Annotated in this window: 22 protein-coding genes and 2 pseudogenes; 11 read left to right on the plus strand and 13 right to left on the minus strand. The window is 63.4% G+C overall.

Annotated elements, in window-relative coordinates:
- Positions 1–58 precede the first annotated feature (58 nt).
- Complete coding sequence (locus EJ073_RS12105; RefSeq protein WP_126055940.1) at positions 59–1627, plus strand: hypothetical protein; 1569 nt, start codon at positions 59–61, stop codon at positions 1625–1627.
- A 168-nt stretch (positions 1628–1795) separates the two neighbouring features.
- Positions 1796–2059, plus strand: a complete 264-nt coding sequence (locus EJ073_RS12110; RefSeq protein ID WP_126055941.1) for a DUF1344 domain-containing protein — start codon at positions 1796–1798, stop codon at positions 2057–2059.
- Positions 2060–2109: 50 nt separating this feature from the next.
- On the opposite strand, the gene EJ073_RS12115 is transcribed toward EJ073_RS12110, so the two are convergent.
- The 4 genes from EJ073_RS12115 to EJ073_RS12130 all read right to left on the minus strand — a co-directional run bounded on the left by EJ073_RS12115 (position 2110) and on the right by EJ073_RS12130 (position 5194).
- Complete coding sequence (locus EJ073_RS12115; protein WP_126055942.1) at positions 2110–2697, minus strand: histidine phosphatase family protein; 588 nt, start codon at positions 2695–2697, stop codon at positions 2110–2112.
- A 60-nt stretch (positions 2698–2757) separates the two neighbouring features.
- Positions 2758–3576 (minus strand): enoyl-ACP reductase FabI, encoded by an 819-nt coding sequence (gene fabI / locus EJ073_RS12120; RefSeq protein ID WP_126055943.1) that lies wholly within the window; start codon positions 3574–3576, stop codon positions 2758–2760.
- Between the two features lie 108 nt (positions 3577–3684).
- Entirely contained in the window at positions 3685–4629 is a 945-nt protein-coding gene (locus EJ073_RS12125; RefSeq protein WP_126055944.1) for a J domain-containing protein, read from the minus strand.
- A gap of 100 nt (positions 4630–4729) precedes the next feature.
- Positions 4730–5194, minus strand: coding sequence for an RT0821/Lpp0805 family surface protein (locus EJ073_RS12130; RefSeq protein ID WP_126055945.1), 465 nt, complete (start codon positions 5192–5194; stop codon positions 4730–4732).
- 40 nt (positions 5195–5234) lie between these two features.
- Between EJ073_RS12130 and pdxH the strand changes: the two genes are divergently transcribed.
- Positions 5235–5852, plus strand: a complete 618-nt coding sequence (pdxH, locus tag EJ073_RS12135; protein WP_126055946.1) for a pyridoxamine 5'-phosphate oxidase — start codon at positions 5235–5237, stop codon at positions 5850–5852.
- Between the two features lie 22 nt (positions 5853–5874).
- Here the strand turns inward: pdxH and EJ073_RS12140 are convergent, their stop codons facing one another.
- From EJ073_RS12140 to EJ073_RS12165, 6 genes are all read right to left on the minus strand, one after another.
- Entirely contained in the window at positions 5875–6444 is a 570-nt protein-coding gene (locus EJ073_RS12140) for a hypothetical protein (protein ID WP_126055947.1), read from the minus strand.
- Between the two features lie 10 nt (positions 6445–6454).
- A complete protein-coding gene (locus EJ073_RS12145; RefSeq protein WP_126055948.1) occupies positions 6455–7033 on the minus strand; it encodes a hypothetical protein in 579 nt (192 codons plus the stop codon).
- Positions 7030–7623, minus strand: a complete 594-nt coding sequence (locus EJ073_RS12150) for a hypothetical protein (RefSeq protein ID WP_126055949.1) — start codon at positions 7621–7623, stop codon at positions 7030–7032. Before EJ073_RS12150 ends, EJ073_RS12145 begins: the two co-directional genes overlap by 4 nt.
- Positions 7616–8941, minus strand: coding sequence for a hypothetical protein (locus tag EJ073_RS12155; protein WP_126055950.1), 1326 nt, complete (start codon positions 8939–8941; stop codon positions 7616–7618). Before EJ073_RS12155 ends, EJ073_RS12150 begins: the two co-directional genes overlap by 8 nt.
- A 237-nt stretch (positions 8942–9178) precedes the next feature.
- Positions 9179–9931 carry a crotonase/enoyl-CoA hydratase family protein gene (locus EJ073_RS12160; protein WP_126055951.1) on the minus strand — a complete coding sequence of 251 codons (753 nt, stop codon included), beginning with the start codon at positions 9929–9931 and terminating at the stop codon, positions 9179–9181.
- Between the two features lie 29 nt (positions 9932–9960).
- A complete protein-coding gene (locus tag EJ073_RS12165; RefSeq protein ID WP_126055952.1) occupies positions 9961–11730 on the minus strand; it encodes an acyl-CoA dehydrogenase family protein in 1770 nt (589 codons plus the stop codon).
- A 195-nt stretch (positions 11731–11925) separates the two neighbouring features.
- On the opposite strand from EJ073_RS12165, the gene EJ073_RS32740 reads away from it, so the two are divergent.
- Together EJ073_RS32740 and EJ073_RS12170 are read left to right on the plus strand one after the other, a co-directional pair.
- Positions 11926–12054, plus strand: a complete 129-nt coding sequence (locus tag EJ073_RS32740; RefSeq protein WP_281033082.1) for a hypothetical protein — start codon at positions 11926–11928, stop codon at positions 12052–12054.
- 128 nt (positions 12055–12182) lie between these two features.
- A complete protein-coding gene (locus tag EJ073_RS12170; protein WP_126059184.1) occupies positions 12183–13292 on the plus strand; it encodes a glycoside hydrolase family 25 protein in 1110 nt (369 codons plus the stop codon).
- A 34-nt stretch (positions 13293–13326) separates the two neighbouring features.
- On the opposite strand, the gene EJ073_RS12175 is transcribed toward EJ073_RS12170, so the two are convergent.
- Positions 13327–14169, minus strand: a complete 843-nt coding sequence (locus EJ073_RS12175; protein WP_126059185.1) for an AraC family transcriptional regulator — start codon at positions 14167–14169, stop codon at positions 13327–13329.
- A gap of 246 nt (positions 14170–14415) precedes the next feature.
- On the opposite strand from EJ073_RS12175, the gene EJ073_RS12180 reads away from it, so the two are divergent.
- From EJ073_RS12180 to EJ073_RS12205, 6 genes and pseudogenes are all read left to right on the plus strand, one after another.
- Positions 14416–15882: an alpha-glucosidase/alpha-galactosidase gene (locus EJ073_RS12180; RefSeq protein ID WP_126055953.1), complete on the plus strand. Its 1467-nt coding sequence runs from the start codon at positions 14416–14418 to the stop codon at positions 15880–15882.
- A 103-nt stretch (positions 15883–15985) separates the two neighbouring features.
- Positions 15986–18069, plus strand: a pseudogene (locus tag EJ073_RS12185) (ABC transporter substrate-binding protein).
- Positions 18070–18173: 104 nt separating this feature from the next.
- On the plus strand, positions 18174–19181 hold the full coding sequence (locus EJ073_RS12190; RefSeq protein WP_126055954.1) for an ABC transporter permease: 1008 nt from the start codon (positions 18174–18176) through the stop codon (positions 19179–19181).
- Positions 19182–20318 carry an ABC transporter permease gene (locus EJ073_RS12195; protein ID WP_126055955.1) on the plus strand — a complete coding sequence of 379 codons (1137 nt, stop codon included), beginning with the start codon at positions 19182–19184 and terminating at the stop codon, positions 20316–20318.
- Between the two features lie 10 nt (positions 20319–20328).
- The gene (locus EJ073_RS12200) at positions 20329–21996 is read left to right on the plus strand and encodes an ABC transporter ATP-binding protein (RefSeq protein WP_126055956.1); all 1668 of its coding nucleotides are present in this window, start codon (positions 20329–20331) and stop codon (positions 21994–21996) included.
- A 19-nt stretch (positions 21997–22015) separates the two neighbouring features.
- Complete coding sequence (locus EJ073_RS12205) at positions 22016–23386, plus strand: alpha-glucosidase/alpha-galactosidase (protein ID WP_126055957.1); 1371 nt, start codon at positions 22016–22018, stop codon at positions 23384–23386.
- Here the strand turns inward: EJ073_RS12205 and purD are convergent.
- Together purD and EJ073_RS32085 are read right to left on the minus strand one after the other, a co-directional pair.
- Positions 23383–24663, minus strand: coding sequence for a phosphoribosylamine--glycine ligase (gene purD, locus EJ073_RS12210; RefSeq protein ID WP_126055958.1), 1281 nt, complete (start codon positions 24661–24663; stop codon positions 23383–23385). The two genes, EJ073_RS12205 and purD, sit on opposite strands and share 4 nt — an antisense overlap.
- A 153-nt stretch (positions 24664–24816) precedes the next feature.
- A pseudogene (locus EJ073_RS32085) lies at positions 24817–24927 on the minus strand (phytanoyl-CoA dioxygenase); the annotation flags it as partial.
- Positions 24928–24943 lie beyond the last annotated feature (16 nt).

The following is a 24943-nucleotide window of genomic DNA, read 5'->3' on the forward strand; positions in this document are numbered from 1 at the left end:
GGTACATTCCATGCGCGGATCTTCAGTCCTGAGACTGGTCAACGCATGGGCGTTGCCATTGGCGCTCGTCGTCCTGTTTTGCCTCTATCAGTACAGATATTTGACCTATCCCTCCGTTCCCGGCAACAATGCGCAATATCCGCTGGGCTGGTGGGGATGGATTGACCAGGGTCTCTACTGGAAGTCCGCGAAGGCCTTCGCCGTCCTCGATCTCAGGCCCGCATCGCATTTCTATCCGCCGCTTTATCCCCTCTTCGGCGCGCTCTTTCTACCAATTTCGGAAATGCACCCCTTCTATCTGGTCAACCTCGCGCTGATGGCCGGTTTCTTTCTGCTCGTGTTCCGCCTGTTTCGACCGCACCTCGGGCCCGCCGCCGCAGCTCTTTTCACATTGGCGGGCATGGTCGGTTACCCGATCATCGGGCTTCAGTGGGTTGTTCCGTGGACCAGCACGCTTGGCGCGTTCCTCCTCGCCGCGGCCCTTGTACTTCTCGACCGCTTCGATCGGCTGAGGCATTCATCGCTCCCCGCATCGACCTTCGCGACCAACGCGATCCTGTTCGGCATTGTTGTCGGCGCCCAGATCCCCGTTCGTACCGCGGACTTCGCCACGACTGCTCCGGCTGCAATCGCCTATGCGTCGCTTGTCGTGGCGATGGCAGTGGGCAATGAACCCGACGCGCGCAGAAACGGGATCGTTTCCATAGGCGCCGGGGCGGCTGGGTTTGCCTTGCCAGTGCTGTTCTTCGCAACATTCAATTACCTGAGCGCCGGAACTCTGGCCGGCACATATTTCCAGGCCGTCGCAGGAGGAATTGGCTTCGACATTTTCCAGGTTCCGGAGCGGCTCTTTTCGCTTCTTGTTGCCTCACAGGTCTATTTCCTGGAGTTCAATGCCGATTGGATCAGCGTGATCCCCATCCTGTTCATCGCCGTCGTTCTTGCGATCGTTCTGATCGTTTTCCCGGAGCCCCTGTTCATGCGGGTGGCCGGCTTGATGATGGCCGTGCATCTGATCGTTTATGCGAGCTATCGGGACAGCGTCCCGACCGGCATGTTCCGCTATTTCAACGTCCACTACTACAAGTGGATGTTTCCCATCGCGTTGGGGATTGTCGCCTACAGGCTGAAGCCGTCCGCTTTCGGCCGAAGGGAGGCAATCACTGTTGCGACGGGCGCGCTCATAGTCCTGCTCGTCGCATCCGTGACCGCGCAGCGTCGGGATGTGCCGATACTCGCCTCGACCTCCGAAGACAGAACCGTGAGGCTGGATGTTCAACAGCCCAATGCCATCCAGATAATCGATCTGGTGGGCGTGAAGGCTCCGCCTGAGAGCAATGCAATAACAGTCGAAACGTCCGCGACGATCGATGGCAGGCGGCTTTTCCCCGTCCGCGACTACAGATTTGTCGCCAACGAAAAACTTGTCCGTCTGATACTGGGCAGCCCGCAGAATGCCGGCTCGGTGGAGATTCACCTGTCGAAATATGTCGAGCCGCCCAAACCCGGCTGGACGGCTCGCGCCTCATCAATGAGTTTTAGGCTCGGACTGCCGTTCGCGCAGCAACGGCTCGACACGTCCGTTCCCGGCTCCCCGTTCTCCTTGCCGCCCGGCGGCGCCCACTGAGGGCTACCTCTCATTGGCGTTTTCCACAGTGATCGAACCGTGATCCGGTGCATCAAACTGTGATCCGGCGGATTTAGTTTTGACACATTCGGTTGGTTTCTGCTCTCTTCCATCCGCCGTTGAGGATCCGCCGCCATAGTGCCGGCGCAATGACCAAAGAGGACGACGATGCGTACCCTGATTGGCGCTGTTGCCGCCATGTTGCTGATTTCCACCGCCGCTGCATTCGCCGGCCAGACCGAAGGCCTGATCAAGAAGGTCGACAAGGACACGCTGACGCTGACACTGGATGACGGCAAGTCCTACAAGCTCAATGCCGAAACCGATCTCGACGCGCTGCAGCCGGGCATGGACATTGTGATTGCCTATGACGTGACCAATGGCGAGAACGTGGTCACCGATATGCAGTTGCCGGACAGTGACGCGAATTGATTCAGATGATGCTGGCCTGACCTGAATCGCCACACCTTCCACAGTCCGCCCTACAACCACTCCAGGGTCCGACCCTGCAGCCGGAGCAAGCGGTCCTGCGGGATTTCGAGGCTTGCCGCCTCCTGCTTGGACAGGCCTTCGACGAAGCGGAACAGGCAGCGCATGACGCCGCCATGAGTGACGCAGACCGTCTGCCGGTCCAGGGCGTCGAAGAATGGCTTTATCCGCTCGAGCAGCATCTGGTAGCTCTCGGCGCCCTCGCCGGGCGGCTGGAAGTCCCATTTGGCGAAGCGGCGCCCCTGCGTCGAGCCGGGAAGCCTGGCCTCGAGCTCGCGGAAGGTAAAGCCCTGCCAGTCGCCGAAACTTATTTCGACCAGCAGCGGATCGGTGCGGTAGGCAAGCGGATCGAGACCCATCGCCGCGCGCAACCGCTCCATCGTCTCGCGCGTGCGCCGCATCGGGCTGGCGACAAAGTCGAAATCGTCCGAATTGTCGACGAACTCGGCCAGTCGGATCCCATTCCGGGTCGCCTGCTCGCGCCCCAGCGCGTTTATGTCGGTGTCTGCCTGGCCCTGCAGTCGACGCTCGGCATTCCACTCCGTCTGGCCGTGGCGCACGATGTAGACGAGCGGATACATCAGGTCTTCCGGCGAAAGATCACGACAGACTGCAGGCGGGGGGATGCCAGCTCGAGGAGACTATTCCTTGACGGTCGAGATATCGGGCGCGTCGACCGCCTTCATGCCGACGACATGGTAGCCTGAATCGACGTGATGGACCTCGCCGGTGACACCGCGCGACAGATCCGACAGGAAATAGACGCCTGAATCGCCGACCTCTTCCTGGGTGACCGTCTGCTTCAGCGGCGCATTGTATTCGTTCCACTTCAGGATGTAGCGGAAGTCGCCGATGCCAGAGGCGGCAAGGGTCTTGATCGGGCCGGCCGAGATGGCGTTGACGCGGATCTTCTTGGCGCCGAGGTCGACGGCGAGGTAGCGGACGCTCGCTTCAAGCGCAGCCTTGGCGACACCCATGACGTTGTAGTGCGGCATCACTTTTTCGGCGCCGTAATAGGTCAGCGTCAACAGCGAGCCGCCATCGACCATCAGCGGCTCGGCCCGCTTGGCGATGGTGGTGAAGGAAAACACCGAAATGTCCATGGTGCGCAAGAAATTGTCGCGCGTCGTCTCGACATAGCGGCCGGTCAGCTCGTCCTTGTCGGAAAAGGCGATGGCGTGGACGAGGAAGTCGAGCTTGCCCCAATGCTTGGCGATGTCGTCGAAAACGGCATCGAGGCTTGCCGGATCGGTGACGTCGCAATGACCGGCGACATGCGCGTTGAGTTCCGCCGCCAGCGGCTCGACGCGCTTCTTGAAGGCTTCGCCCTGATAGGTCAGCGCAATCTCGGCGCCGTGATCGACGCAGGCCTTGGCGATGCCGAAGGCGATCGACCGATTGTTCGCGACGCCGAGGATCAGCCCGCGCTTGCCGGCCATAAGGCCCTGTCCACCCGCCATGTGAGCGTTCTCCGCAAGAATGTCTGCTTTGTGGAGAGCCCTATCGCACAGGCACAAGGCCCCTTCAAGCGCCCATAGCGGACTGTCCGGGGGAGAAAACTTCGAAGGTCAGCCGTTTTGGCGGCGCATCAGCGCTTCCAACTCGCTGTCACCGCCCTCGGGCAGCATCAGCCTGACATGGACGTAGAGGTCACCATGGCCGCCGGTTTTCTCCGGCAAGCCCCGGCCCTTGAGCCGCAGCACCTTGTCGGAGCTCGACCATGCCGGGACATTGACCGCGAGGCGGCCGGTCGGCGTCTCGACCGCAACCTTGGCGCCCAGCACGGCATCGGCCAGCGCCACCGGCAGGTCGGCGTGCAGGTCGCGGCCCTCGACACGGTAGCGCGGGTGGCGACGGAAATGGATCTTGACCAGCGCATCGCCCGGCTGACCCGGCCCCTGCTCGCCCTGGCCCTTCAGACGGATGGTCTGACCGTCCTCGACATAGGCCGGCAACTTGACGGCGACCTTGCGACCGTCGGGGAACATCGCCGTCACCTTCTCGGCGGTGGCCGCCTCCTCGATGGTGACATCGAGCGTGACATTGAGGTCAGCGGCCTGGGCCGGCTGGCGACGGTCGCCTGTTCGCGCGCCGCTGGGGCCGGCGCCACGGGCGCCGGAGAAGGCATCGCCGAAGATCTGGCTGAAGATGTCGCTGTTGCCATCGAACGGATCGCCGCCCGGCCTGCCTGAGCGGAATTCGAAATGCGCGCCGCCCGGGCCCTGCTGGCGGCGGAATCCGGCGAACGGATCGCCACCTCCGGCGGCACCCTCGAAACCCTGGAATTTCGGCTTGCCGTCGGCGTCGATCTCGCCGCGATCATAGGCGGCGCGAGTCTTCTCGTCACCGACGATCTCGTAGGCCTGGTTGGCGGCGGCAAAACGGTCCTTCGCCTTGGGATCATTCGGATTCTGGTCCGGATGATGCTTCTTGGCGAGCTTGCGGTATGCCGATCTTATGTCCTTGGCCGATGCGTTCCTGGCAACGCCCAGCACCTCATAGGGGTCGCGCATGCTTCCTGCCTGCAAGAGAAAATGAGTCCACGGTTGCTCCCTATATGCGCTTGCATAGGAAGAAATTCCAGTGGCGCAAGGCAAGATCGGCAGGCGAAAATCAGAGCGCCTTGAAGTCCTGCATGTGCCATCCGCCAGCGCCCGCCATGCAGAGCTCGCCCTTGAACAGCGAGACCCCGTCGAAGCTTTCGCGCGAAGCGGTGAAGCTGCGGCAAGTCTGGTCGTTGTCCTTCAACTCGACCAGCTCGGTGATGGAGCCGCGCGAGCCGGTGCCGGCATTCGCCCACGGCACCGCCTGGCCGCCGAGTTCCTCGATATCGGCGGAAGAGACGGCATTGCCGATGGTGGTTTGATCCGAGTCCTTGTCGCTGTTCGCCGGCACGGCGGGCGAGGCAGGTGCGCTCGACGTGACGATCGAACGGTCGACTTCCGCCTTCTGAAGGCTGAAGCCGCCCGCGCCGCAAGCGGCAAGCGGAAGGACCATGGCCGCGACCATGAGCTTGCCGCTGGCCGAAGCGAAACCGCTCCTTTGCCTGCTGTCAAAAGCTTGCATGATGCGCGACAACAGGCAAAGTCCTCCGCCAACGGTAAGAATTTGGAAAACTATGAGCGAAACTGAGTTAACAAGCGGTGACTTTACCGAGGCCGCCGAGCCATTCCGCCTCTTTGCCACATGGCTGGAGGACGCGACCAAAAGCGAGCCCAACGACCCCAACGGCGTGGCGCTGGCGACCGTCGATGCCGACGGCATGCCTGATGTGCGGATGGTGCTGCTCAAGGGGTTCGACGAAAGCGGGTTTGTCTTCTACACGAATTTCGAGAGCGCCAAGGGCCGCGAGATTCTTGGCAGCATGAAGGCGGCGATGTGCTTCCATTGGAAATCGCTGCGCCGTCAGGTGCGCGTGCGCGGGCCGGTGGAGATCGTCAGCGATGCCGAGGCCGATGCCTACTACGCGACGCGGCCGCGCGGCAGCCGCATCGGCGCTTGGGCCTCGAAACAGTCGCGGCCTCTGGAAAGCCGCTTCGCGCTGGAGAAGGCGGTGGCCGAATACACCGCGCGCTATCCAATCGGCGAGATCCCGCGGCCAAAACACTGGTCCGGCTTCCGCATCGTGCCGCAGACGATCGAGTTCTGGCACGACCGGCCGTTCCGCCTTCACGACCGCCTGGTCTTCACGCGCAACGCGGAAGGTGGCTGGGACAAGACGCGCCTCTATCCGTGACAGTGACGGACGGGTGGCCGGATCAATCCTTTTCCAACTGGAACAGCAGGAAATGCGGCCGCTCGCTGGCGACGCCGACGGCCGGCCGTATCGTCCTTGTCGCCTGTTTCGGCACCAGGAAGGTCTCGCGCAGGTTGAGGGTGTCGCCGCTCTTGGCGCCGGAGAAGATCGCCGACGTGCAGGTCTGCACGTGGTCCTGCGTTTTCAGCGATACCGCCGATGTCGGCGACCAACGCCGACCGTCCTTGTCCATCAGCACTATCCTGCAGCCGATCCAGAGTTTTTGCAGATCGGGATCGCCCACTTTCACCGAGAAGTCGGCCAGCACAGGGACCGAATCCGGCGGCAGGTTCGCCATGCCAAAGGCGCCGCGCAAATCGGTTAGCTTCCAGTCGCTGCCGCCGAAATGGGCGCTCTCTCCCCAGACAACGCTTCGGGCGAAGAGATCGTTGTTGCCAAGCAGCGTCCTAACACTGTCGTAAGCCTCAATTGCCAAGGCCAAGGGGATAAGCAGCAGCAGCGACCACAGGCTGCGGCGGCGCCATTTCCGCTCGCTCGTCCCGCTCTCCCGATCCAGAATTTCTGCCGCCATTCGATATCCCTCAGATCGGCTGCGTCATGTCCAGTGTGTCTACCGTGCCGGGCGGCAAGCCGTCGGGTCCAATCGCGACGGGCCCGAGCGATATCTCGGCCCGCGAGTCGAGTGCGGACATCAGCTTTTCCGAAACCAGCAGAGTGGCATCGCTGACTTCGTCAGGCCGCAGCTCGAAGATCAGCCTCGCCTTCCTCGGCAGGCCGGGGTCGATGGCCACGGGAAGGAGTCCATCGGCGAAGGACAGCCGCTCGGTCTGGTCATAGGTCAGGCCTGTCGACCCGCGCCAGGACGCGACCGCTACCGTCGTCGATTGCGCCGGCGCCGCAAACTCCACCGTGACCACGGCCCAGATGCCGCCTGTGGTCAAAACCTTGCTGTCACCGAACTTGTCAACTTTCAGTTTTCGGGCGAATTCGACCTTTTCGGCCCGGACCTCGAAGCTTCGCCCGACGGCCATGTCGCCGAGCGAGCCGCGGGCGGGGATCGGCCCGACAAGGTCGCCATAGTGCGGCTTCGACACCTGCAGGCCGTAGCAGAGCGACACTGCGACGAGCAGCAGGACGATGTTCGCCAGTTTGCGCATCATGGCCGGATATCCGCGGCACTAGGCCCGCTGCCAACCGGCAGCTTCAGCGTGCCGACCGGTGCCGGATTGAACCAGCCGGGCAGGCCGTAGAGATTGTCGCGCTGCTTGTAGGTCTTGCGGATGACCGTCAGGTCGAGGCTTGCCGGCGGTGCCGCTCCGTCCGGCAATTGCCAGACATAGGCCATGCGCTCCGGCATGCCGGGGTGCAGTTCCGGTGACAGCGTGGAATCACGCGTCAGCACGATGAACGGTCTCGTCGTCGGATCGACGGTTGCCTGGGCGGCCTGCAGCAGGTCGAAATAATCCTTTGTCGACTTGGCGGTGTGGTTGGTCATTTCGAGCTCGAGGACCAGCGCCTTGGCGCCAGGCTTCAGCGGTACGCCGTAGGGGTTCTCGCCTTCGGTCGAATAGGCCTTGAGCGACCTGAGCAGCCACTGGCCCGTCTCGATTCCGCTGGCGGGCACCAGAACCGGCAGCGGCTCTTGCCTTGCGCCGAAGGCGCCCATGACGCCGGCTACCCCAATCGCCGCCACTGTGCCGATGCCGGCCACCAACCATGCCTTCAGGCGGGAGCGGGCGTCTTCAAACATTCTGGGCCTCGGCCTCTCCACCGGCCGGGGAGCCGGCCGGCTGCATGCTGTCAATTGTCTGGCGCTTGGGCAGCGCGAATGCCGTTTCCAGGATCGCGGCGAGGAAACAGATTCTTATCGGCTCGACGAGAATGCCGGTCGAAGAATCCTGGAACGGGCTGCCGAAGAGCAGCGAAACGCCCTCCGACAGCACCTGCCAGGTGTCTAGCTCATGCGGGCCGATGACGCGTGTCATTCCGAGCCACGCCCAGGCGGCCAGCCAGTCGATCAGGCGATATCCGACGATCAGCGTGACAATGAGCACCACGCCCGAGCTCAGCGTGATGCGCACGCCATTGGCGATCGGCAGATAGCGCGAGCGATAGCCGGAGATAAAGTGCTCGACGAAATCGCGCAGGAATTTCGGAATGGCGCGGTAGCGCTCGCCGAAATGTTCGACGCGCCTGTGCACACGCATCAGTTCCTTGTCGTCGCGCACGTCGTAGCCGTAGATCAATGCCGCGAGCACCAGCCAGATCACTGGCAGGAGCATATAGAAGAACAGGTTGACCAGCCTGGTGGTCGTGTCGATGGAGGTGACCTCGACCGGAACCATGGGATCGGCAAAGGCGCTTGCGACCGGATTGGCCATACTCTCCGCGGCGGCCTGCAGGACGGACAGGATGTTGCGGCTCATGATCCAGCCGACGATCTCGTCCTTCCAGCGCGAAATCACATACAGACCAATGAAGATCCAGTTGGTCTCGCAGATGACCACGACAATCTGCCAGAAGGAGCGAGATCCGCCGCGCGTCTGCATGCTGGCGGCCAAGCGCCGGATCAGCCACGAGATCGCGACCGAAAAAATCAGCCAGCGCGAATCGAGCACATCGAGGACGTTGCCGGCCCCTTCGCCGAAGGGCGCCATGTCGAGCGTGACGCGGGAATACTGCCGAACCGTGTCGCCGAGAAACCCCCAGGCAGCGTAGTAGGCGAAGAAGGGCAGCAGCGCGACGGTGACCATGCGTGCCAGTCGCGCGCCACCTGTACCAGGCTGCGCTTCGCTTTCGCCACGCGCCGCCTGCTGTGCCACACGCGTTGCCGTCAAGGCGGGCAGCAGCGTCTGGAACATGGCGACGGTGACAATGAGCTGCGTCAGCGCAACCAGTGTCAGCAAGGCAAGCCCCGCCATATGATTGACAAGGGCAGTGCGCGCGGCGATCTGCATGAACAGGTCGCCGAACACGGTACCCAGAAGCACCAGGGCGACCAATTGCGGCCAGAAGCGCCACCAGAGCTTTAAGGTCAGCGCCAGCGGCTTTGCAGCATCGGCAAGCATGTCGAGGCGTTCAATCAGTCAGTGAACGCCCTCGCACTGTTTTGATTGGTCGTGCATCGATGGCAACGTCTCGGCTCATGTCCTGTCCGCCTCGTAGGACACCCCTGCCGCCTGCTCGTGAGATAGGGCGCGAGTAGTTGCATGTACAGGTCAAAATCACGCCATGCGTGAGTTTTTCAGACAATGCACAACTTGCGGGCGCCCCTGGCTTGTCGGAGCGCTGCGGCGATCTTTCGGTCAGCCCTTCTTCCTGGTCATGAATGCGGTGAGCGCGGCGCGGGCCTCGTCGGATTTCAGACGTTCGCGGAAATGCTCGCTCTCGACCCTGATGCGGGCGACGAGATCGTCGCGCGAGCCGCGCATCAGGTCGCGCGCGATCTTGAGCGCCTGCGGCGGCTTGGCGGCGATCTCGTTGGCAGCGGCCAGAACCGCGGCTTCCAGCGCGCCTTCCTCGACTACGTCGTAAATCAAGCCGGCGGCCTTTGCCCGCTCGGCGGAGAAGCCTTCGCCCAGGCCGAGCAGGGCGAAGGCGCCTTGCTGTCCGAGTATCCGCGGCGCGAGCAGGCTCGAGCCGGCCTCGGGCACCAGACCGAGATCGACGAATGGCGTGCGAAAGACGGTGCGCAATGTGGCGAATGTCAGGTCGCAATGAAGGTTGAGCGTAGTGCCGATGCCGACCGCGATGCCGTCGACGCCCGACACCATCGGCTTCTGCGTCTTGGCCAGCGCCATCAGGAAATCCCAGACTTCCGTGCCGCCCTCGCCGCCGGTGGCGATGACCATGAAGTCGGCAAGGTCGTTGCCGGAGGAAAAGGCGCCGGGTACGCCGAGGAAGACGTGCACGCGAACGGCAGGATCGGCATCGCCCTCGGCAAGGGCTGTCGACATCTTCGCGTACATGGCGCGCGTCAGCGCGTTCTTCTTGTCCGGGCGGTTCATGCGGATGATCTGCACGGCGCCCTGGCGCTCGATGAGGATATGGTCGGTCACGGTCCAGTTCCTTCGAATGTCCGGATGTTTCAGGCTGAGATCAACGCCTTGCCGGCCGCGGCAAGGCTTTCAGCGCCATCGATGATGCGCTCCTTCAGGGCGCGGGTCTCGCCAAGCAGGTTTTCGGCAAAGAAGCGGCAAAGCGGAACTCGGCCATGGTCTGCGAGTCCGCCCTGCGCCAGATATGCGCCGCCGGCGGTAAGTGAGATCAGCCGAAGATAGGGCGTGGCACCGGCCATCGCGGCATCGGCCTTGCCGTCTGCCATCAGCTTCTGCAGGAAGCGCGTCGCCTCGTCGAGATCGGCGAGCGCCCGGTCGAGATTGTCGGCGGTGTGGCCAAAACCCGCGACATTGGAAGTGCGCACGCCATCGGCGACCGCTTTCAATTCACCGATGTAGCGATGCACGTGTTCGCCGCCGCCGAGCGGCAGCTTGCGCGCCACCAGATCGATCGCCTGGATGCCGTTGGTGCCTTCATAAATCGGCGCGATGCGGGCGTCGCGATAAAGGGCGGCCGCGCCCGTCTCCTCAATGAAGCCCATGCCGCCATGCACCTGGACGCCGAGCGAGGCGACCTCGACGCCGACATCGGTGGAAAATGCCTTGGCAAGCGGCGTCAGCAGATTGGCGCGGTCGCGCCAGTTGGCGGCCGCCTCGCCTTCGCCGACCCGAGCGCGGTCAATGGCATGGGCACAGGAATAGCTGATAGCCCGGGCGATCTGGGTCAACGCCCGCATTGTGAGGAGATTGCGCTGCACGTCCGGGTGATGGACGATCGGCGCCATGCCCGACCCCTCATAGTCCGAGGCCTTGCCCTGCCGACGCTCGTTGGCGTAGGTAATCGCCTTCTGCGTCGCGGTCTCGGCCACCGCCACGCCTTGCATGCCGACGGCAAGGCGGGCGTTGTTCATCATCGTGAACATGCAGGCCAGCCCCTTGTTCTCCTCGCCGACCAGCCAGCCGATCGCGCCGGGGGTCGCGTTCTGGAAACCGTCGCCATAGATCATGGTGCAGGTCGGCGAGGCATGGATGCCGAGCTTGTGTTCCAGGCCGGAGCAGAAGACATCGTTGCGGGCGGCGAGGGAGCCGTCGTCAGCGACCAGGAATTTCGGCACCAGGAACAGCGAGATGCCGCGCGTGCCGGCGGGAGCGTCGGGCAGCCGTGCCAGTACCAGGTGGACGATGTTGTCGGTGAAATCGTGCTCGCCATAGGTGATGAAAATCTTCTGGCCGAAGATGCGATAGGTGCCATCGCCGGCCGGCTCGGCGCGGGCGCGCAGAGCAGCGAGATCGGAACCGGCCTGCGGCTCTGTCAGGTTCATCGTGCCCATCCACTCGCCGGAGACGAGCTTCGCCAGATATTTTTGCCTCAGCGCCTCGGAGGCGTGCTTGTCCAGCGCCTCGACCGCGCCCATGGTCAGCGTCGGGCCGATGCCGAAGGCCATGGCGGCGGAATTCCACATTTCGAGCGCGGCAACGCCGAGCATGGTAGGCAGGCCCTGGCCGCCGAATTCCTCCGGACCGGACAGCGCATTCCAGCCGCCTTCGATCCAGCGCCGGTAAAGCTCCTTCCAGCCGGGCGGGGTGGTGACGGCCGCGTCCTTGAGCACCGCGCCATGCTCGTCACCGATCTTATAGAGCGGCGCCACCTCCTCGCTGGCGAAGCGGCCGGCCTCGGCCAGGATGGCGTCGACCAAATCCTCGCCGAGATCGCCGAAAGTGCCGGAATCCAATGCCGGCTTCAGCCCGGCCACATGCTTCAGCGTGAAGGCGATATCCTCGACCGGTGCCTTATACATGCCGATTGCTCCTCCGCTGCCCCGGCCGCTCGATCGTAGGGCCTGGGCGTATGCAAAACCATCCGCCTTTGGGCGGCCTCCAGTCTTCTTTTTACGTAAACGTCAAACTTTGTCACGCGGATTTTGCAATCGCGGCGGCGCGCATTAAATTCTCAGTCCACCCGGCATTCGACCGGCGACAAACCGGAGCCCTCCATGCTCGCCAGACCCGACGCCTCGCCGCGGTGCTCGCTGGCGCATCACCGCAAACGCGCGGCCGAAGGCACGCTGCCGCAGGAGCCGGCGCCCGATCCGTTCGAGGTGCCGTCGCTGTTTCCGCGTTGAGCGTCTCATCCGCTTTGAAAGCACTTCCTTAACCATAGCGGTTCAGGATCGATCCCTGGTCAGTGGGGACACCCTGATTGAAAACGCCGGCGCGCCCTCTTCGCCGCCTGGCACTTCTCGCGGCTGCGATGGTGCTGGGCACGGCAGCAAAGGCCTCGGATTTCTCCGAGCCGTGGAAGAACGCTGAGCGCGCGCTGGTCATCGACGCCTACGAATACAATTCCATCGACTGGGCCAAGCTTGCCACCGACAAGCGCATCGTCGGCTTCATCAACAAGGCGTCCGACGGGCTGCCGCCGGCCTATTTCTGCTCGGGCGACGACACCGAATTCCGGCTCTGCAAGGCGCTGTGGAAGCGCTATGCGGTGACACGCGAACTGTTCCAGACGCGCAAGGTGGTGGCCAAGGCACTCGGCCTGAAATGGGGCGCCTATCATCTTGCCCGGCCCGGCAACCCGGTCGAGCAGGCAAACAATTTCGTCGATTTCGCCGAGCCCGCGTCGGACGATCTGATAGCCCTCGACCTCGAAGGCAATGATCCCACGCGATGGATGTCATTGGAGGATGCGGAAGAATTCGTGCGCCAGGTGCATCGGCGGCTGGGCCGCTTCCCGGTGCTCTACACCAACGGCAGGACCGCGCAATACATTGCCGACAACCGCTATCAATACCGGCTCTTGTCGCGGCTGCCGCTCTGGTATGCGCGCTACAAGCCGGACATCGATGTGCATTTTCCGATGGGCAACTGGCAGGGCTACGCACTGTGGCAGTTTTCGGCGCACACCAATTGCGGCCGCTTCAAATGCCCCTATCGCGTGCCAGGCACGCCGAACGACATCGACGTCTCGGTTGCGCCGATGAATGCCGACAGGTTGCGCCAGCAATGGGCCTTTGGCGGCCTGATCGACGTGCCGTCCGACTATCTCGCCTCGATCCCGGTACCGGTCTCGCGCGAAGCCGGGCTCGCCGGCAAATTCACCATAACCTATGCCGACGTGGCGACGCCGCCCACCGTCGAGGAGATGGTTTCGGTGCTCGGCCAGCGCTGGCGGAAGTTCCGCGACGGCTTCCGTATGCCTGTGGTGAAGACGGTGCCGCGGCGTCCACGCTTCGGCATCGTCGAATATGTCGCGTGGAAGCGGACCGAGCAGCGCTCAGCGACGCAGATCGAGGCTGCCTTCGCGGCGGCTGATCCGGTTAGTACCGCCTCGACCGCGATCGACCGTAACCGGCGCTGACCAGCCGGATCCAGCATCAGCGGCGGCAATTGCCTCAACGATGATTTCCCAGGCTGGCATACATGCCGGTGGTGCGAAACTGCGTCGGGGTAATGCCATAAGAGCGACGAAAAACCTTGGAAAAGTAGTTCGCGTCCTCGAAACCGCACATGACGGCGACTTCCTTGACCGGCAGGAAATCGGCTTTGGTCAGCAACTTCGCCGCGCGCTGCAGGCGCTGCTGCAAGACAAATTCAGCAGGTGGGATGCCTTCGCTCTCGGCGAAGCAGCGCGAGAAGTGCGCGCGGCTGAGGCCACTGATCCGAACGAGATCGGCCACCTGCAGTGGCTTGTCGAGATTGGCGTTGATGTGGTCGATCACCGGCTGCATGGCGCTCTGTTTTTCGGCGAAGGCGTGCGATCCGAAAACATCGTCGTAGAGCGCCATGGCGGCTTCGTAGGCGACGGCGGAAGCGGCGCCCGGGGAAGCTGCCCCCTTGATGAGGCGCAGGCTGCAATCGGCAAGATGATCAATCGTCATCGGCTGCAATCGAAATACGGGGCCTGAGACACTCAGAATCGATTTGTGGATGCGCAGCGCCTCCTCGCCATTCATCGAGATCCAGAAATATTCCCAGCGGTCGCCCGTAGCCAGCCAGTAGCGATGGTTGTGCGGCACCAGCACCAGCAGCGTGTCGTTCTTCTGGAGGCGGTAGTTGCGGTTCTCGTAGCGCAACTGGCCGGCCCCGCTGATGGTGTGCTGGAGCACGGTGAACGGGGTCTGGCCGCGCTTTCGACCGTCCCAGTCGTAGGTTTCGTCCTCGCGAACTTCGTAACCCGTGCTTGTCGGCATGGCATGCAGGCGCTGGCGGCCGCGCGGCAGCGAGATCGTCCGCATCGATGGTCCGTTGGCGATCAGATCCTGCAGCACAAAATTACCCTCGAAAGCATAATCCTTCTCTGTTCGCGCCTGCGAATAAGCGCATAATCCAGCTCCAGAGAACGGGAACGACCCGCGGTCGAGGAGCGGGCGGGAGGAGAAAAGGCCGGATTTCCGGCCTGAGTGGTATGCACGCGATGACGTGCGGCCATATCCTCCCTTGCTGCTCCTTGCCTAGCATTCGATTGGATCGAGGTGAAGGTGATGAGCTTCAAAATCGCTATTATTGGCGCCGGCAGCGTCGGATTCACCAAGAAGCTGTTCACCGACATTCTGTGCGTGCCAGAATTCAAGGATATCGAATTCGCGCTGACTGACGTCAGCGAGCACAATCTCGGGATGATCAAGGCGATCCTCGACAGGATCGTGGAAGCAAACAGACTGCCGACGAAGGTGACGGCGACGACCGACCGCCGCAAGGCGCTGGAGGGAGCGCGCTATATCATCAGCTGCGTGCGCGTCGGCGGCCTCGAGGCCTATGCCGACGATATCCGCATTCCGCTCAAATATGGCATCGACCAGTGCGTCGGCGACACGATCTGCGCCGGCGGCATCCTCTATGGCCAGCGCAACATTCCGGTGATCCTCGATTTCTGCAGGGATATCCGCGAGGTCGCGGCGAGCGGTGCCAAGTTTCTCAACTACGCCAACCCGATGGCTATGAACACCTGGGCGGCGATCGAATACGGCAAGGTCGACACGGTCGGGCTCTGCCACGGTGTGCAGCACGGCGCCGAGCAGATCGCCGAGGTGCTCGGCGCGAAATCGCCGAAGGAGCTCGACTATGTCTGCTCCGGCATCAACCATCAGACGTGGTTCATCGAGCTGCGCCTCAACGGCCGCAAAATCGGCAAGGACGAACTGGTCGCCGCCTTTGAGGCGCACCCGGTCTTTTCGAAGCAGGAGAAGCTGCGCATCGATGTGCTGAAGCGCTTCGGCGTCTACTCGACCGAGAGCAACGGGCATCTCTCCGAATATCTGCCCTGGTACCGCAAGCGGCCGGACGAGATCACGCGCTGGATCGACATGTCGGACTGGATCCACGGCGAAACGGGCGGGTATCTGCGCTACTCGACCGAAACCCGCAACTGGTTCGAGACGGAATATCCGCAATTCCTCGAGGCGGCGTCGAAGCCCATCGACCCCGCAAAGCGCTCCAACGAGCATGCCAGCCATATTCTCGAAGCGCTGGAGACGAACCGCGTTTATCGCGGCCATTTCAACGTCAGGAACAGCGGCGTGATCACCAACCTGCCGCAGGACGCCATCATCGAGTCGCCCGGCTTCGTCGACCGCTTCGGCATCAACATGGCCGCCGGCATCACGCTGCCGGAAGCCTGCGCCGCCACCTGCATGGCCTCGATCAACGTGCAGCGCATGTCGGTGCATGCCGCGATATCGGGCGACATCGATCTCTTGAAGCTCGCCGTGCTGCACGATCCACTGGTCGGCGCGGTTTCGACGCCGGAGGAAGTCTGGCAGATGGTGGACGAGATGGTCGTTGCCCAGGCGGCCTGGCTGCCGCAATACGCGAACGCGGTGCCGGCCGCAAAAGAGCGGCTCTCGAAATCCAGGGTCAAGACCCGTGAATGGGCGGGTGCGGCGCGCAGAAGCGTGCGCTCGATCGAGGAATTGCGCGCCGAAAAGGCGGCGCTGAAACAGGCCGGCTGATACCTCGCGCCTGGAGGCGGACCGCGGGAGGCCGGTCGGTCAAATCAGTCGTCCCGAATAGAACGCGGGCAGCAGCAGACGTCGAAACATTTGGGAGGAAACAATGAGGAACTTACATCGAATTGGCATTCTGGCCGGACTGGCGCTGAGCGTCTCGGCATCGGCATTGAGCGCATACGCATCCGAACCGACGGTGCCGCCGGCGCCGGCGCAGTTTCCCGCCGAAGGGAAGATCAAATATGTGGCGCGCGACTCCATCCTGGAGTTCAAGGCGCTGCCCGAATACCACGAACCCGATTGGCTCACCGAAAAATACGTCAAGACCGGCAAGCTTCCGCCAGTCAAGGACCGCCTGCCGAAGGAGCCGCTGGTGTTCAAGACCGGGAACATGCCGGACGGCATCGGCGTCTATGGCGACACAATGCGCCATGTCATCGGTGGCCGGCCCGAAGGCTGGAACTATGGCGCCGGCCAGACCCAGGGCTGGGGCGGCATCGACATCGGCCTTTCCGAATGCCTGACCCGCACCGCACCGCTGTTCCAGATCGAGGCCAAGGACACCGAGCCGCTGCCGAACCTTGCCAGAAGCTGGGAATGGTCGAAGGATGGCCACAAGCTGACCATGCATCTGGTCGAAGGCGCCAAATGGTCGGATGGCGTGCCGTTCAATGCCGACGATGTCATGTTCTACTGGAACGATGAGGTCGTGGACCCCAACGTCTCGCCGCTGAACGGCGCCACCCAGGAAACCTTCGGCGTCGGCACCGCGCTGAAGAAGATCGACGACTACACCGTCGAGTGGACCTTCAAGGACGCCTTCCCGCGGCAGTACCTCTATGCCATGGCTTACGGCACCTTCTGCCCCGGCCCTCGCATATTCTGAAGCCGCAGCATCCGAAATATTCCAAGAACACCTACGACCAGTTCAAGAACGCCTTCCCGCCGGAATACATGAACATGCCGGTGATGGGCGCCTGGGTCCCGGTCGAATATCGGCCGGACGACATCATCGTCATGCGCCGTAACCCGTACTACTGGAAGGTCGACGAGAAGGGCAACCAGCTGCCCTACCTGAACGAGTTGCACTACAAGCTGTCTACCTGGGCCGACCGCGATGTTCAGGCGGTGGCGGGTTCGGGCGACTTCTCCAACCTGGAGCAGCCGGAAAACTTCGTCGCTTCGCTTAAGCGTGCTGCGGAAAAGGATGCGCCGGCCCGTCTCGCCTTCGGCCCGCGCCTCATCGGCTATAATCTTCGCATGAATTTCTCGGCCAATGGCTGGGGCAATCCGGACGAACGCAGTCAGGCCGTCCGTGAGCTGAATCGCAACGAGGACTTCCGCAAGGCCGTCACCATGGCGCTCGACCGCAAGGCGCTCGGCGACTCCCTGGTGAAGGGCCCGTTCACCGCCATTTATCCGGGCGGCTTCTCTTCGGGCACCTCCTTCTATGACCGCAACTCGACTGTCTACTACCCGTTCGATCTCGCGGGCGCCAAGGCGGAACTCGCCAAGGCCGGTCTCAAGGACACCGACGGCGACGGCTTCGTGAACTTCCCCACAGGAACCGCCGGCGGCAAGAACGTCGAGATCGTCATGCTGGTCAACAATGACTACACCACCGACAAGAGCCTTGCCGAGGGCGTCGTCGGCCAGATGGAGAAGCTCGGGCTTCGCGTCGTGCTCAACGGCCTCAATGGAACCCAGCGCGATGCCTCGCAATATTCCGGCCGCTTCGACTGGCTGGTGCGGCGCAACGACCAGGAGCTGACTTCTGTGGTGCAGAACACCGAGCAGCTCGCTCCGGTCGGCCCGAAGACCAGCTGGAACCACCGCGCGCCGGAAAGCGGCGAGGTCGACCTGATGCCGTTCGAGAAGGATCTCGTCGACATCGTCCGAAAGTTCGTCTCGTCACAGGACAATGACGAGCGCGCCAGCCTGATGAAGCAGTTCCAGAAGATCTCGACGGAACATGTCTACAATGTCGGCCTGACCGAATATCCCGGCGCGTTGATCGTCAACAAGCGTTTCTCCAACATCCCGCAGGGAACGCCGATCTTCATGTTCAACTGGGCCGAGGATTCGATCATCCGCGAGCGGGTCTTCGTCGCCGCCGACAAGCAGCACAAATACGAACTGTTCCCCGAGCAGCTTCCAGGCAAGCCCGGGGACAAGGGCCCGACGAACTGAGTTTCCTCCCCTGACCAAACTCCCGGCCGCGCCGCGCGCGCGGCCGGGACGAGATGAAGTCAGCGGCCAACCACTGAAGCGTGAATGCGAGGAGAAACGGACCGATGCTGCGATTCTTGGCTACGCGCATAGCGTCGGCGATCCCGGTCCTCGCCATACTGAGCCTGGTCACCTTTGCCATCATCCAGGCGCCGCCGGGCGACTATGCCGACTACATCCGCTCGCAACTCATCAACCAGGGCGGCGCCTCGTTCGCCGAAGCCGACGCGCAGGCGCAGGCCTACCGCGTCGAGCATGGCCTCGATAAGCCGCTGCCCATCCAGTATCTGAACTGGATCGGTGGTATCATCACCCGCGGCGATTTCGGCTACAGCCTCTATTACAACAAGCCAGTGGCCGATGTGGTCGGCGAGCGCCTGCCGCGCACGCTGCTGCTGGCGCTGGTCTGCCATCTGCTCGCCTCGGTGCTGGGCATCACATTCGGCATATGGGCGGCGACCCGGCAATATTCCTGGATCGACTCGACGCTGTCGGCCATTTCCTTTCTCGGCATGACGGTGCCGCGCTTCCTGATGGCGCTGATCATCGTCTATCTCCTGGTCTTCCAGTTAAACGTGTCGGAGATCGGCAGCTTCTTTTCGCCGGAGTATGGCGGCGCGCCGTGGTCGTGGGCAAAGTTCGTCGACCTGGTCAAGCATGTCTGGCCGGTGGTGGCGATCGCGACTTTCGGCGGGCTCGCCTACAACATGCGAGTCATGCGCGGCAATCTGCTCGACACGCTGAACGCGCAATATGTCGAGACGGCCAAGGCCAAGGGGCTGACTGGCGGCGCCGTCGTCATGCGCCATGCCGTGCCCAATGCACTGCATCCGCTGGTCATGTATCAGGGCGTGGTGCTGCCCTACATGCTGACCGGCGAGATCGAGACGGCGATTATCTTCGCGCTGCCGACCGTCGGACCGGCGATCGTGGGCTCGATGGCGGTCGGCGACGTCTATGTCACCGCCACCTTCATGATGGTGCTGTCGGCGACACTGATCGTCGGCAACATCATCGCCGACATGCTGCTCGTCCTGCTCGATCCGCGCATCCGCCAATACGGGGAGGGCTAGATGCTGGCGCGCGACACATCACTGCCACCGCCGCCCGCCGAGGGAGCCATCGAGAAACCCGCGCGCGGCAATGAGAGCTACATCGCGCTGGTCTGGCGGCGGCTGAAGCGTTCGTGGACCGGGATGGCCGGGCTTTGGCTCGTCGCGCTTCTGCTTCTCATGGCGGTGTTCGCGGAGTTTCTGGCTCCAATGGACCCGAAGGCCACGGATATAGGCTTCGCCCCGCCGCAGCTGCCGAGCTTCCATGACAAGGACGGCAATTTCGTCGCGCGACCGAGGGTGTATGCGCTGGCCGATTCCGCCGATCTCGATCCGGTCACCTTCCAGCCGATCGTCGGCCCCGACTATGAGCATCCGAGACTGCTTGGGTTCTTCGTCGAGGGCGCGCCCTACAAGCTCCTCGGACTGGTCCCGGCGGACCGGCATTTCTTCGCCTCCATGGACGGACAGCCGGTGCATTTCCTCGGCACCGACAAGTTCGGCCGCGACGTGCTGTCACGCGCCATCCACGGCTCGCGCGTCTCGCTGATGATCGCGCTGACGGTCGTCTTCATCATCACCATCATCGGCACCACCGTCGGCATGGTCTCCGGCTATTTCGGCGGCAGGTTCGACGTCTGGGTGCAGCGCTTCGTCGAACTGGTGCTCGCCTTCCCGCAGCTGCCGCTCTACCTGGCGCTGACCACGCTGATCCCGGTCACCGCGCCGACCAACGTTTTCCTCGCCTTTGTCATCATCGTCATGTCGGCGCTGGGCTGGGCGCAGATGTCGCGCGAGGTGCGCGGCAAGACACTGGCGCTGGCGCGAATAGACTATGTACGCGCCGCCATGGCGGTCGGCGCCACCGACCGGCGCATCATCATGCAGCACATCTTCCCCAATGTGATGAGCCACGTGATCGTCGCCGTGACACTGGCGATCCCGACGGTGGTGCTGCTCGAATCCTTCCTCGGTTTCCTCGGCTTTGCGGTCAAGCCGCCGCTGATCTCGTGGGGGTTGATGCTGCAGGACACCGCGACCTATTCGGTCATCGGCACCTATCCCTGGATTCTGTCGCCGGTCGGTTTCGTGCTGGTCACCGTCTTTGCCTTCAACGCGCTGGGCGACGGCCTGCGCGATGCCGTCGACCCTTATTGAGGTGGCTGGGATGTCCGTTGTACTCGCCGAACCCTTCGCACCAGCCTTCCGCCGCGACCATGGCGGGCGCCAGGACAAGCCCATCATCGACGCCCGCAACATCGAGGTCGCCTTCAAGGTCGAGCATGGCGTCGTCGATGCGGTCAAGGACGTCTCGTTCCAGCTCTATCGCGGCGAGACGATCGCGATCGTCGGCGAATCGGGTTCCGGCAAGTCTGTGACGGCGCGCACGGTCATGGGGTTGCTGTCGCGGCGTGCGACCGTGTCGCCCAGATCGAGCGTCGAATATGACGGCCAGGACATCCTGAAATTCCCGGAGAGCGCTCGGCGCAAGCTGCGTGGCAACCGCATCTCGATGATCTTCCAGGAGCCGATGAGCTCGCTCAACCCGATCTATACGGTCGGCAGCCAGATCGTCGAAGCGATCAGGGTGCACCGCAAGGTCAGCCGCAAGGAGGCCTGGGCGCGGGCGCTGGAGCTTTTGCGGCATGTCCAGATCCCTGAACCGGAAGCGCGGCTGAAGCAGTATCCGCATCAGCTCTCCGGCGGGCAGCGCCAGCGGGTGATGATCGCCATGGCTCTGGCCAACGATCCCGATGTGCTGATCGCCGACGAGCCGACGACAGCGCTCGACGTGACGGTGCAGGCGCAGATCCTGAACCTGATCCGCAACCTGCAGAAGGAATTGCGGATGGCGGTGATCCTGATCACCCACGACCTCACTGTGGTGCGCAAGTTCTCCGACTACGTCTATGTCATGCAGCATGGCGAGATGTGCGAACACAATATCACGGAACGGCTCTTCGCCGATCCGCAGCATCCCTATACGCGACGGCTGCTGGCCTCCGAGCCGCGTGGGCGGCCGCAACCATTGCCCGAGGGCTGCGGCACCATCCTCGAAGCGAACCGCGTGCGCGTCTGCTTCATGTTGCGCCACGGCAGCTTCCTGAAGCCCGACTGGCGCGAGCTGGTCGCCGTCGACGACCTCGACCTCAAGCTTTGCCGCCACGAGACGCTTGGGTTGGTCGGCGAATCCGGGTCCGGCAAGACGACGTTCGGCCAGGCGCTGCTTCGGCTGCTGGACGCCAAGCGCGGCGAGATCCGTTTCGACGGCCGGCCGATCCAGGGCCTGACCAGGGCCGAGATGCGGCCGCTGCGCTCGCGCATGCAAATCGTCTTCCAGGATCCGTTCTCGTCGCTCAACCCGCGCATGACGATCGGCCAGATCATCGAGGAAGGGCTTGTCGTCAACAGGATCGGTGCGACACGGCGCGAGCGAATCGAGCGGGTGCGCGAGGCGCTGGTCAGCGCCGGCATGCCGGGCGACATCCTCTCGCGGTTTCCGCATGAGTTCTCCGGCGGCCAGCGGCAGCGTATCGCGATCGCCCGGGCGATCGCGCTGGAGCCCGAATTCATCCTGCTCGACGAGCCGACATCTGCGCTCGACCTTTCCGTCCAGGCGCAGATTATCGACCTGCTGCGCAAGCTGCAGGACGAACGCGGCTTGAGCTATCTCTTCATCTCGCACGACCTCAAGGTGGTGCGCGCGCTGTGCCACCGCGTCATCGTCATGCAGCACGGCAAGGTCGTCGAGCAGGGACCTGTCGACGAGGTCCTCACCAATCCCAAGACCGCCTACACCGAACGGCTCGTCCGAGCCGCTTTCGATGTGGCCTGAGCATATGCCGGAGGTTAGCGTGGCAAGAAATCCCAAGATCACATTCATCGGCGCCGGTTCGACGGTGTTCATGAAGAATATTGTCGGCGACGTGCTGCAGCGCCCGTCGCTTTCGGGCGCGACAATCGCGCTGATGGATATCAATCCGCAGCGGCTGGAAGAAAGCGCTCTCGTCGTCAACAAGCTGATCGCGACGCTCGGCGTGAAGGCGAAAGCCGAAACCTATTCGGACCAGCGCAAGGCGCTCGCCGGCGCCGACTTCGTCGTCGTCGCCTTCCAGATCGGCGGCTACGAGCCCTGCACCGTCACCGACTTCGAGGTGCCGAAGAAGTACGGCCTGCGCCAGACCATCGCCGACACGCTGGGCGTTGGCGGCATCATGCGGGGTCTCAGGACCGTGCCGCACCTGTGGAAGATCTGCGAGGACATGCTCGCGGTCTGCCCCGAGGCGATCATGCTGCAGTACGTCAACCCGATGGCAATCAACACCTGGGCGATATCGGAGAAATACCCTGCCATCAGGCAGGTCGGCCTCTGCCATTCGGTGCAGGGCACGGCGATGGAGCTGGCGCACGACCTCGACCTTCCCTACGAGGAAATCCGCTACCGCTCGGCCGGCATCAACCACATGGCCTTCTATCTGAAGTTCGAGCATCGCCAGGCGGACGGTTCCTACCGCGACCTCTATCCCGATCTCGTGCGCGCCTATCGCGAAGGCCGCGCGCCCAAGCCCGGCTGGAACCCGCGCTGCCCGAACAAGGTGCGCTACGAAATGTTGACGCGGCTCGGCTATTTCGTCACCGAAAGCTCGGAACATTTCGCCGAATACACGCCCTATTTCATCAAGGACGGCCGCCCCGACCTGATCGAGAAGTTCGGCATCCCGCTCGACGAGTATCCGAAGCGCTGCATCGAACAGATCGAGCGCTGGAAAGGCCAGGCCGAAGCCTACCGCTCGGCCGACCGGATCGAGGTCGAGCAGTCGAAGGAGTACGCCTCGTCGATCATGAACTCGGTCTGGACCGGCGAGCCGTCGGTGATCTACGGCAATGTTCGCAACAATGGCTGCATCACCTCGCTGCCCTTCGATTGCGCCGCCGAGGTGCCGTGCCTGGTCGACGCTTCGGGCATCCAGCCTACGTATATCGGCGACCTGCCGCCACAGCTGACGGCGCTGATCCGCACCAACATCAACGTCCAGGAACTGACGGTGCGGGCGCTGATGAGCGAGAACCGCGAGCACATCTACCATGCGGCGATGATGGATCCGCACACCGCGGCCGAGCTCGATCTCGACCAGATCTGGTCGCTGGTCGACGACCTGCTCGCCGCGCACGGCGACTGGCTGCCGGCCTGGGCGCGTAAGGGTGGCCGGAGCAAGGCCGCCTAGGCGCCGGCCTTTTCGCGCGCCACAGCCTGCCAGCCGATGTCGCGGCGGCAAAAGCCCTGCGGCCAGTCGATGCGGTCGAGCGCGGCGTAGGCGCGTTGCTGCGCTTCGCCGACGGTCGCACCCGTCGCCGTGACATTGAGCACGCGGCCGCCATTGGCGACGAGCGCGCCGCCGTTGATGGCGGTGCCGGCATGGAAGATCTCGGCGCCGTCGCTGGCGGCCTCTTCAAGACCGCGGATGACCGAACCCTTTTCCGGCGTGCCGGGATAGCCCCTCGCCGCCATCACCACGGTCAGCGCCGCATCGTCGCGCCAGCGTATCGAGGTATGCGCGAGCTGGCCGTCGACGGCAGCGTTGAGCAGCACCAGGAGATCGTCCTTCAGCCGCATCATCAGCACCTGGCATTCGGGATCGCCGAAGCGGGTGTTGTATTCGATAAGCTTCGGCCCCTTGTCGGTGATCATCAGCCCGGCGAAGAGGATGCCGGCGAACGGCGCGCCGAGCTCGGCCATGCCGTGCATCGTCGGCTCGATGATCTCGCGCATGGTTCGCTCGACCATCTCGGGCGTCATCACCGGCGCCGGCGAATAGGCGCCCATGCCGCCGGTGTTGGGGCCGACGTCGCCATCACCGACGCGCTTGTGGTCCTGAGCGGTGCCGAAGGGCAGCGCCGTGGTGCCATCGCACAGGCAGAAGAAGCTCGCCTCCTCGCCGGTCAGAAATTCCTCGACCACCACCTCGGCGCCGGCGGCGCCAAAGGCGCCATCGAAACAGGCGTCGAGCGCGGCGAGCGCTTCGTCCAAGGTCATGGCGATGGTGACGCCCTTGCCCGCGGCGAGCCCGTCGGCCTTGATGACGATCGGCGCGCCCACCTTCTCGACATAGGCCCTCGCCGAGTCGAGGTCGGCGAAGCGGCCATAGGTGGCGGTCGGGATGTCGTATCTAGCGCAAAGGTCCTTGGTGAAGCCTTTCGAGCCTTCGAGCCGCGCCGCCCGCTTCGACGGACCGAAGACGCGGATGCCCTCGCCGCGCAAGTCATCGGCAATGCCGGCGACCAGCGGCCCCTCCGGCCCGACGACGACGAGATCGATCTTGTTGTCCTTGCAAAAGCCAGCTACCGCGGCGTGGTCGGCAATGTCGAGCTTGACCAGCTCGGCGTCACGGCCAATCCCCGGATTGCCGGGCGCGGCATAGAGTTTGGTCAACAGCGGCGAGGCCGCGATCTTCCAGGCCAGGGCATGTTCGCGGCCGCCGGAGCCGATCACCAAAACGCGCATGCCGATATCCCCAGTCATCCACGACAGGACCTCCCGCTATTGCCCCGGGGCCGGCGGGTCAAGGCTTTTGGCTCGCTCGATGCCGGTTGCGCACGGGAACGTCGCGCCAGGGGCGCCACGTTCCACGCCGATGGGCGGGTCACGTCGGCGCGGTCAGCGCTGGAAAACGACCGGAAACCAGTCTTCACGCAATTTCGGGCCGGGCTGCATGCCGTGCCCCGGATAGGGCGGCGAGGTGCGACCCGGACGCTTGACATAATGCGCGCGGCCGCTTGACGGC

The organism is Mesorhizobium sp. M4B.F.Ca.ET.058.02.1.1, assembly GCF_003952505.1.
In the GTDB taxonomy this organism is placed as follows: Bacteria; Pseudomonadota; Alphaproteobacteria; order Rhizobiales; family Rhizobiaceae; genus Mesorhizobium.

Excerpts from the sequence above, each read along its gene's own strand:
- EJ073_RS12110 (WP_126055941.1), top strand. The coding sequence starts at position 1,796 with ATGCGTACCCTGATTGGCGCTGTTGCCGCCATGTTGCTGATTTCCACC.
- EJ073_RS12115 (WP_126055942.1), bottom strand. The coding sequence starts at position 2,697 with ATGTATCCGCTCGTCTACATCGTGCGCCACGGCCAGACGGAGTGGAAT.
- fabI (WP_126055943.1), bottom strand. The coding sequence starts at position 3,576 with ATGGCGGGTGGACAGGGCCTTATGGCCGGCAAGCGCGGGCTGATCCTC.
- EJ073_RS12125 (WP_126055944.1), bottom strand. The coding sequence starts at position 4,629 with ATGCGCGACCCCTATGAGGTGCTGGGCGTTGCCAGGAACGCATCGGCC.
- pdxH (WP_126055946.1), top strand. The coding sequence starts at position 5,235 with ATGAGCGAAACTGAGTTAACAAGCGGTGACTTTACCGAGGCCGCCGAG.
- EJ073_RS12140 (WP_126055947.1), bottom strand. The coding sequence starts at position 6,444 with ATGGCGGCAGAAATTCTGGATCGGGAGAGCGGGACGAGCGAGCGGAAA.
- EJ073_RS12145 (WP_126055948.1), bottom strand. The coding sequence starts at position 7,033 with ATGATGCGCAAACTGGCGAACATCGTCCTGCTGCTCGTCGCAGTGTCG.
- EJ073_RS12150 (WP_126055949.1), bottom strand. The coding sequence starts at position 7,623 with ATGTTTGAAGACGCCCGCTCCCGCCTGAAGGCATGGTTGGTGGCCGGC.
- EJ073_RS12155 (WP_126055950.1), bottom strand. The coding sequence starts at position 8,941 with ATGCTTGCCGATGCTGCAAAGCCGCTGGCGCTGACCTTAAAGCTCTGG.
- EJ073_RS12165 (WP_126055952.1), bottom strand. The coding sequence starts at position 11,730 with ATGTATAAGGCACCGGTCGAGGATATCGCCTTCACGCTGAAGCATGTG.
- EJ073_RS32740 (WP_281033082.1), top strand. The coding sequence starts at position 11,926 with ATGCTCGCCAGACCCGACGCCTCGCCGCGGTGCTCGCTGGCGCATCAC.
- EJ073_RS12170 (WP_126059184.1), top strand. The coding sequence starts at position 12,183 with ATGGTGCTGGGCACGGCAGCAAAGGCCTCGGATTTCTCCGAGCCGTGG.
- EJ073_RS12175 (WP_126059185.1), bottom strand. The coding sequence starts at position 14,169 with ATGCGGACGATCTCGCTGCCGCGCGGCCGCCAGCGCCTGCATGCCATG.
- EJ073_RS12180 (WP_126055953.1), top strand. The coding sequence starts at position 14,416 with ATGAGCTTCAAAATCGCTATTATTGGCGCCGGCAGCGTCGGATTCACC.
- EJ073_RS12190 (WP_126055954.1), top strand. The coding sequence starts at position 18,174 with ATGCTGCGATTCTTGGCTACGCGCATAGCGTCGGCGATCCCGGTCCTC.
- EJ073_RS12195 (WP_126055955.1), top strand. The coding sequence starts at position 19,182 with ATGCTGGCGCGCGACACATCACTGCCACCGCCGCCCGCCGAGGGAGCC.
- EJ073_RS12200 (WP_126055956.1), top strand. The coding sequence starts at position 20,329 with ATGTCCGTTGTACTCGCCGAACCCTTCGCACCAGCCTTCCGCCGCGAC.
- purD (WP_126055958.1), bottom strand. The coding sequence starts at position 24,663 with ATGCGCGTTTTGGTGATCGGCTCCGGCGGCCGCGAACATGCCCTGGCC.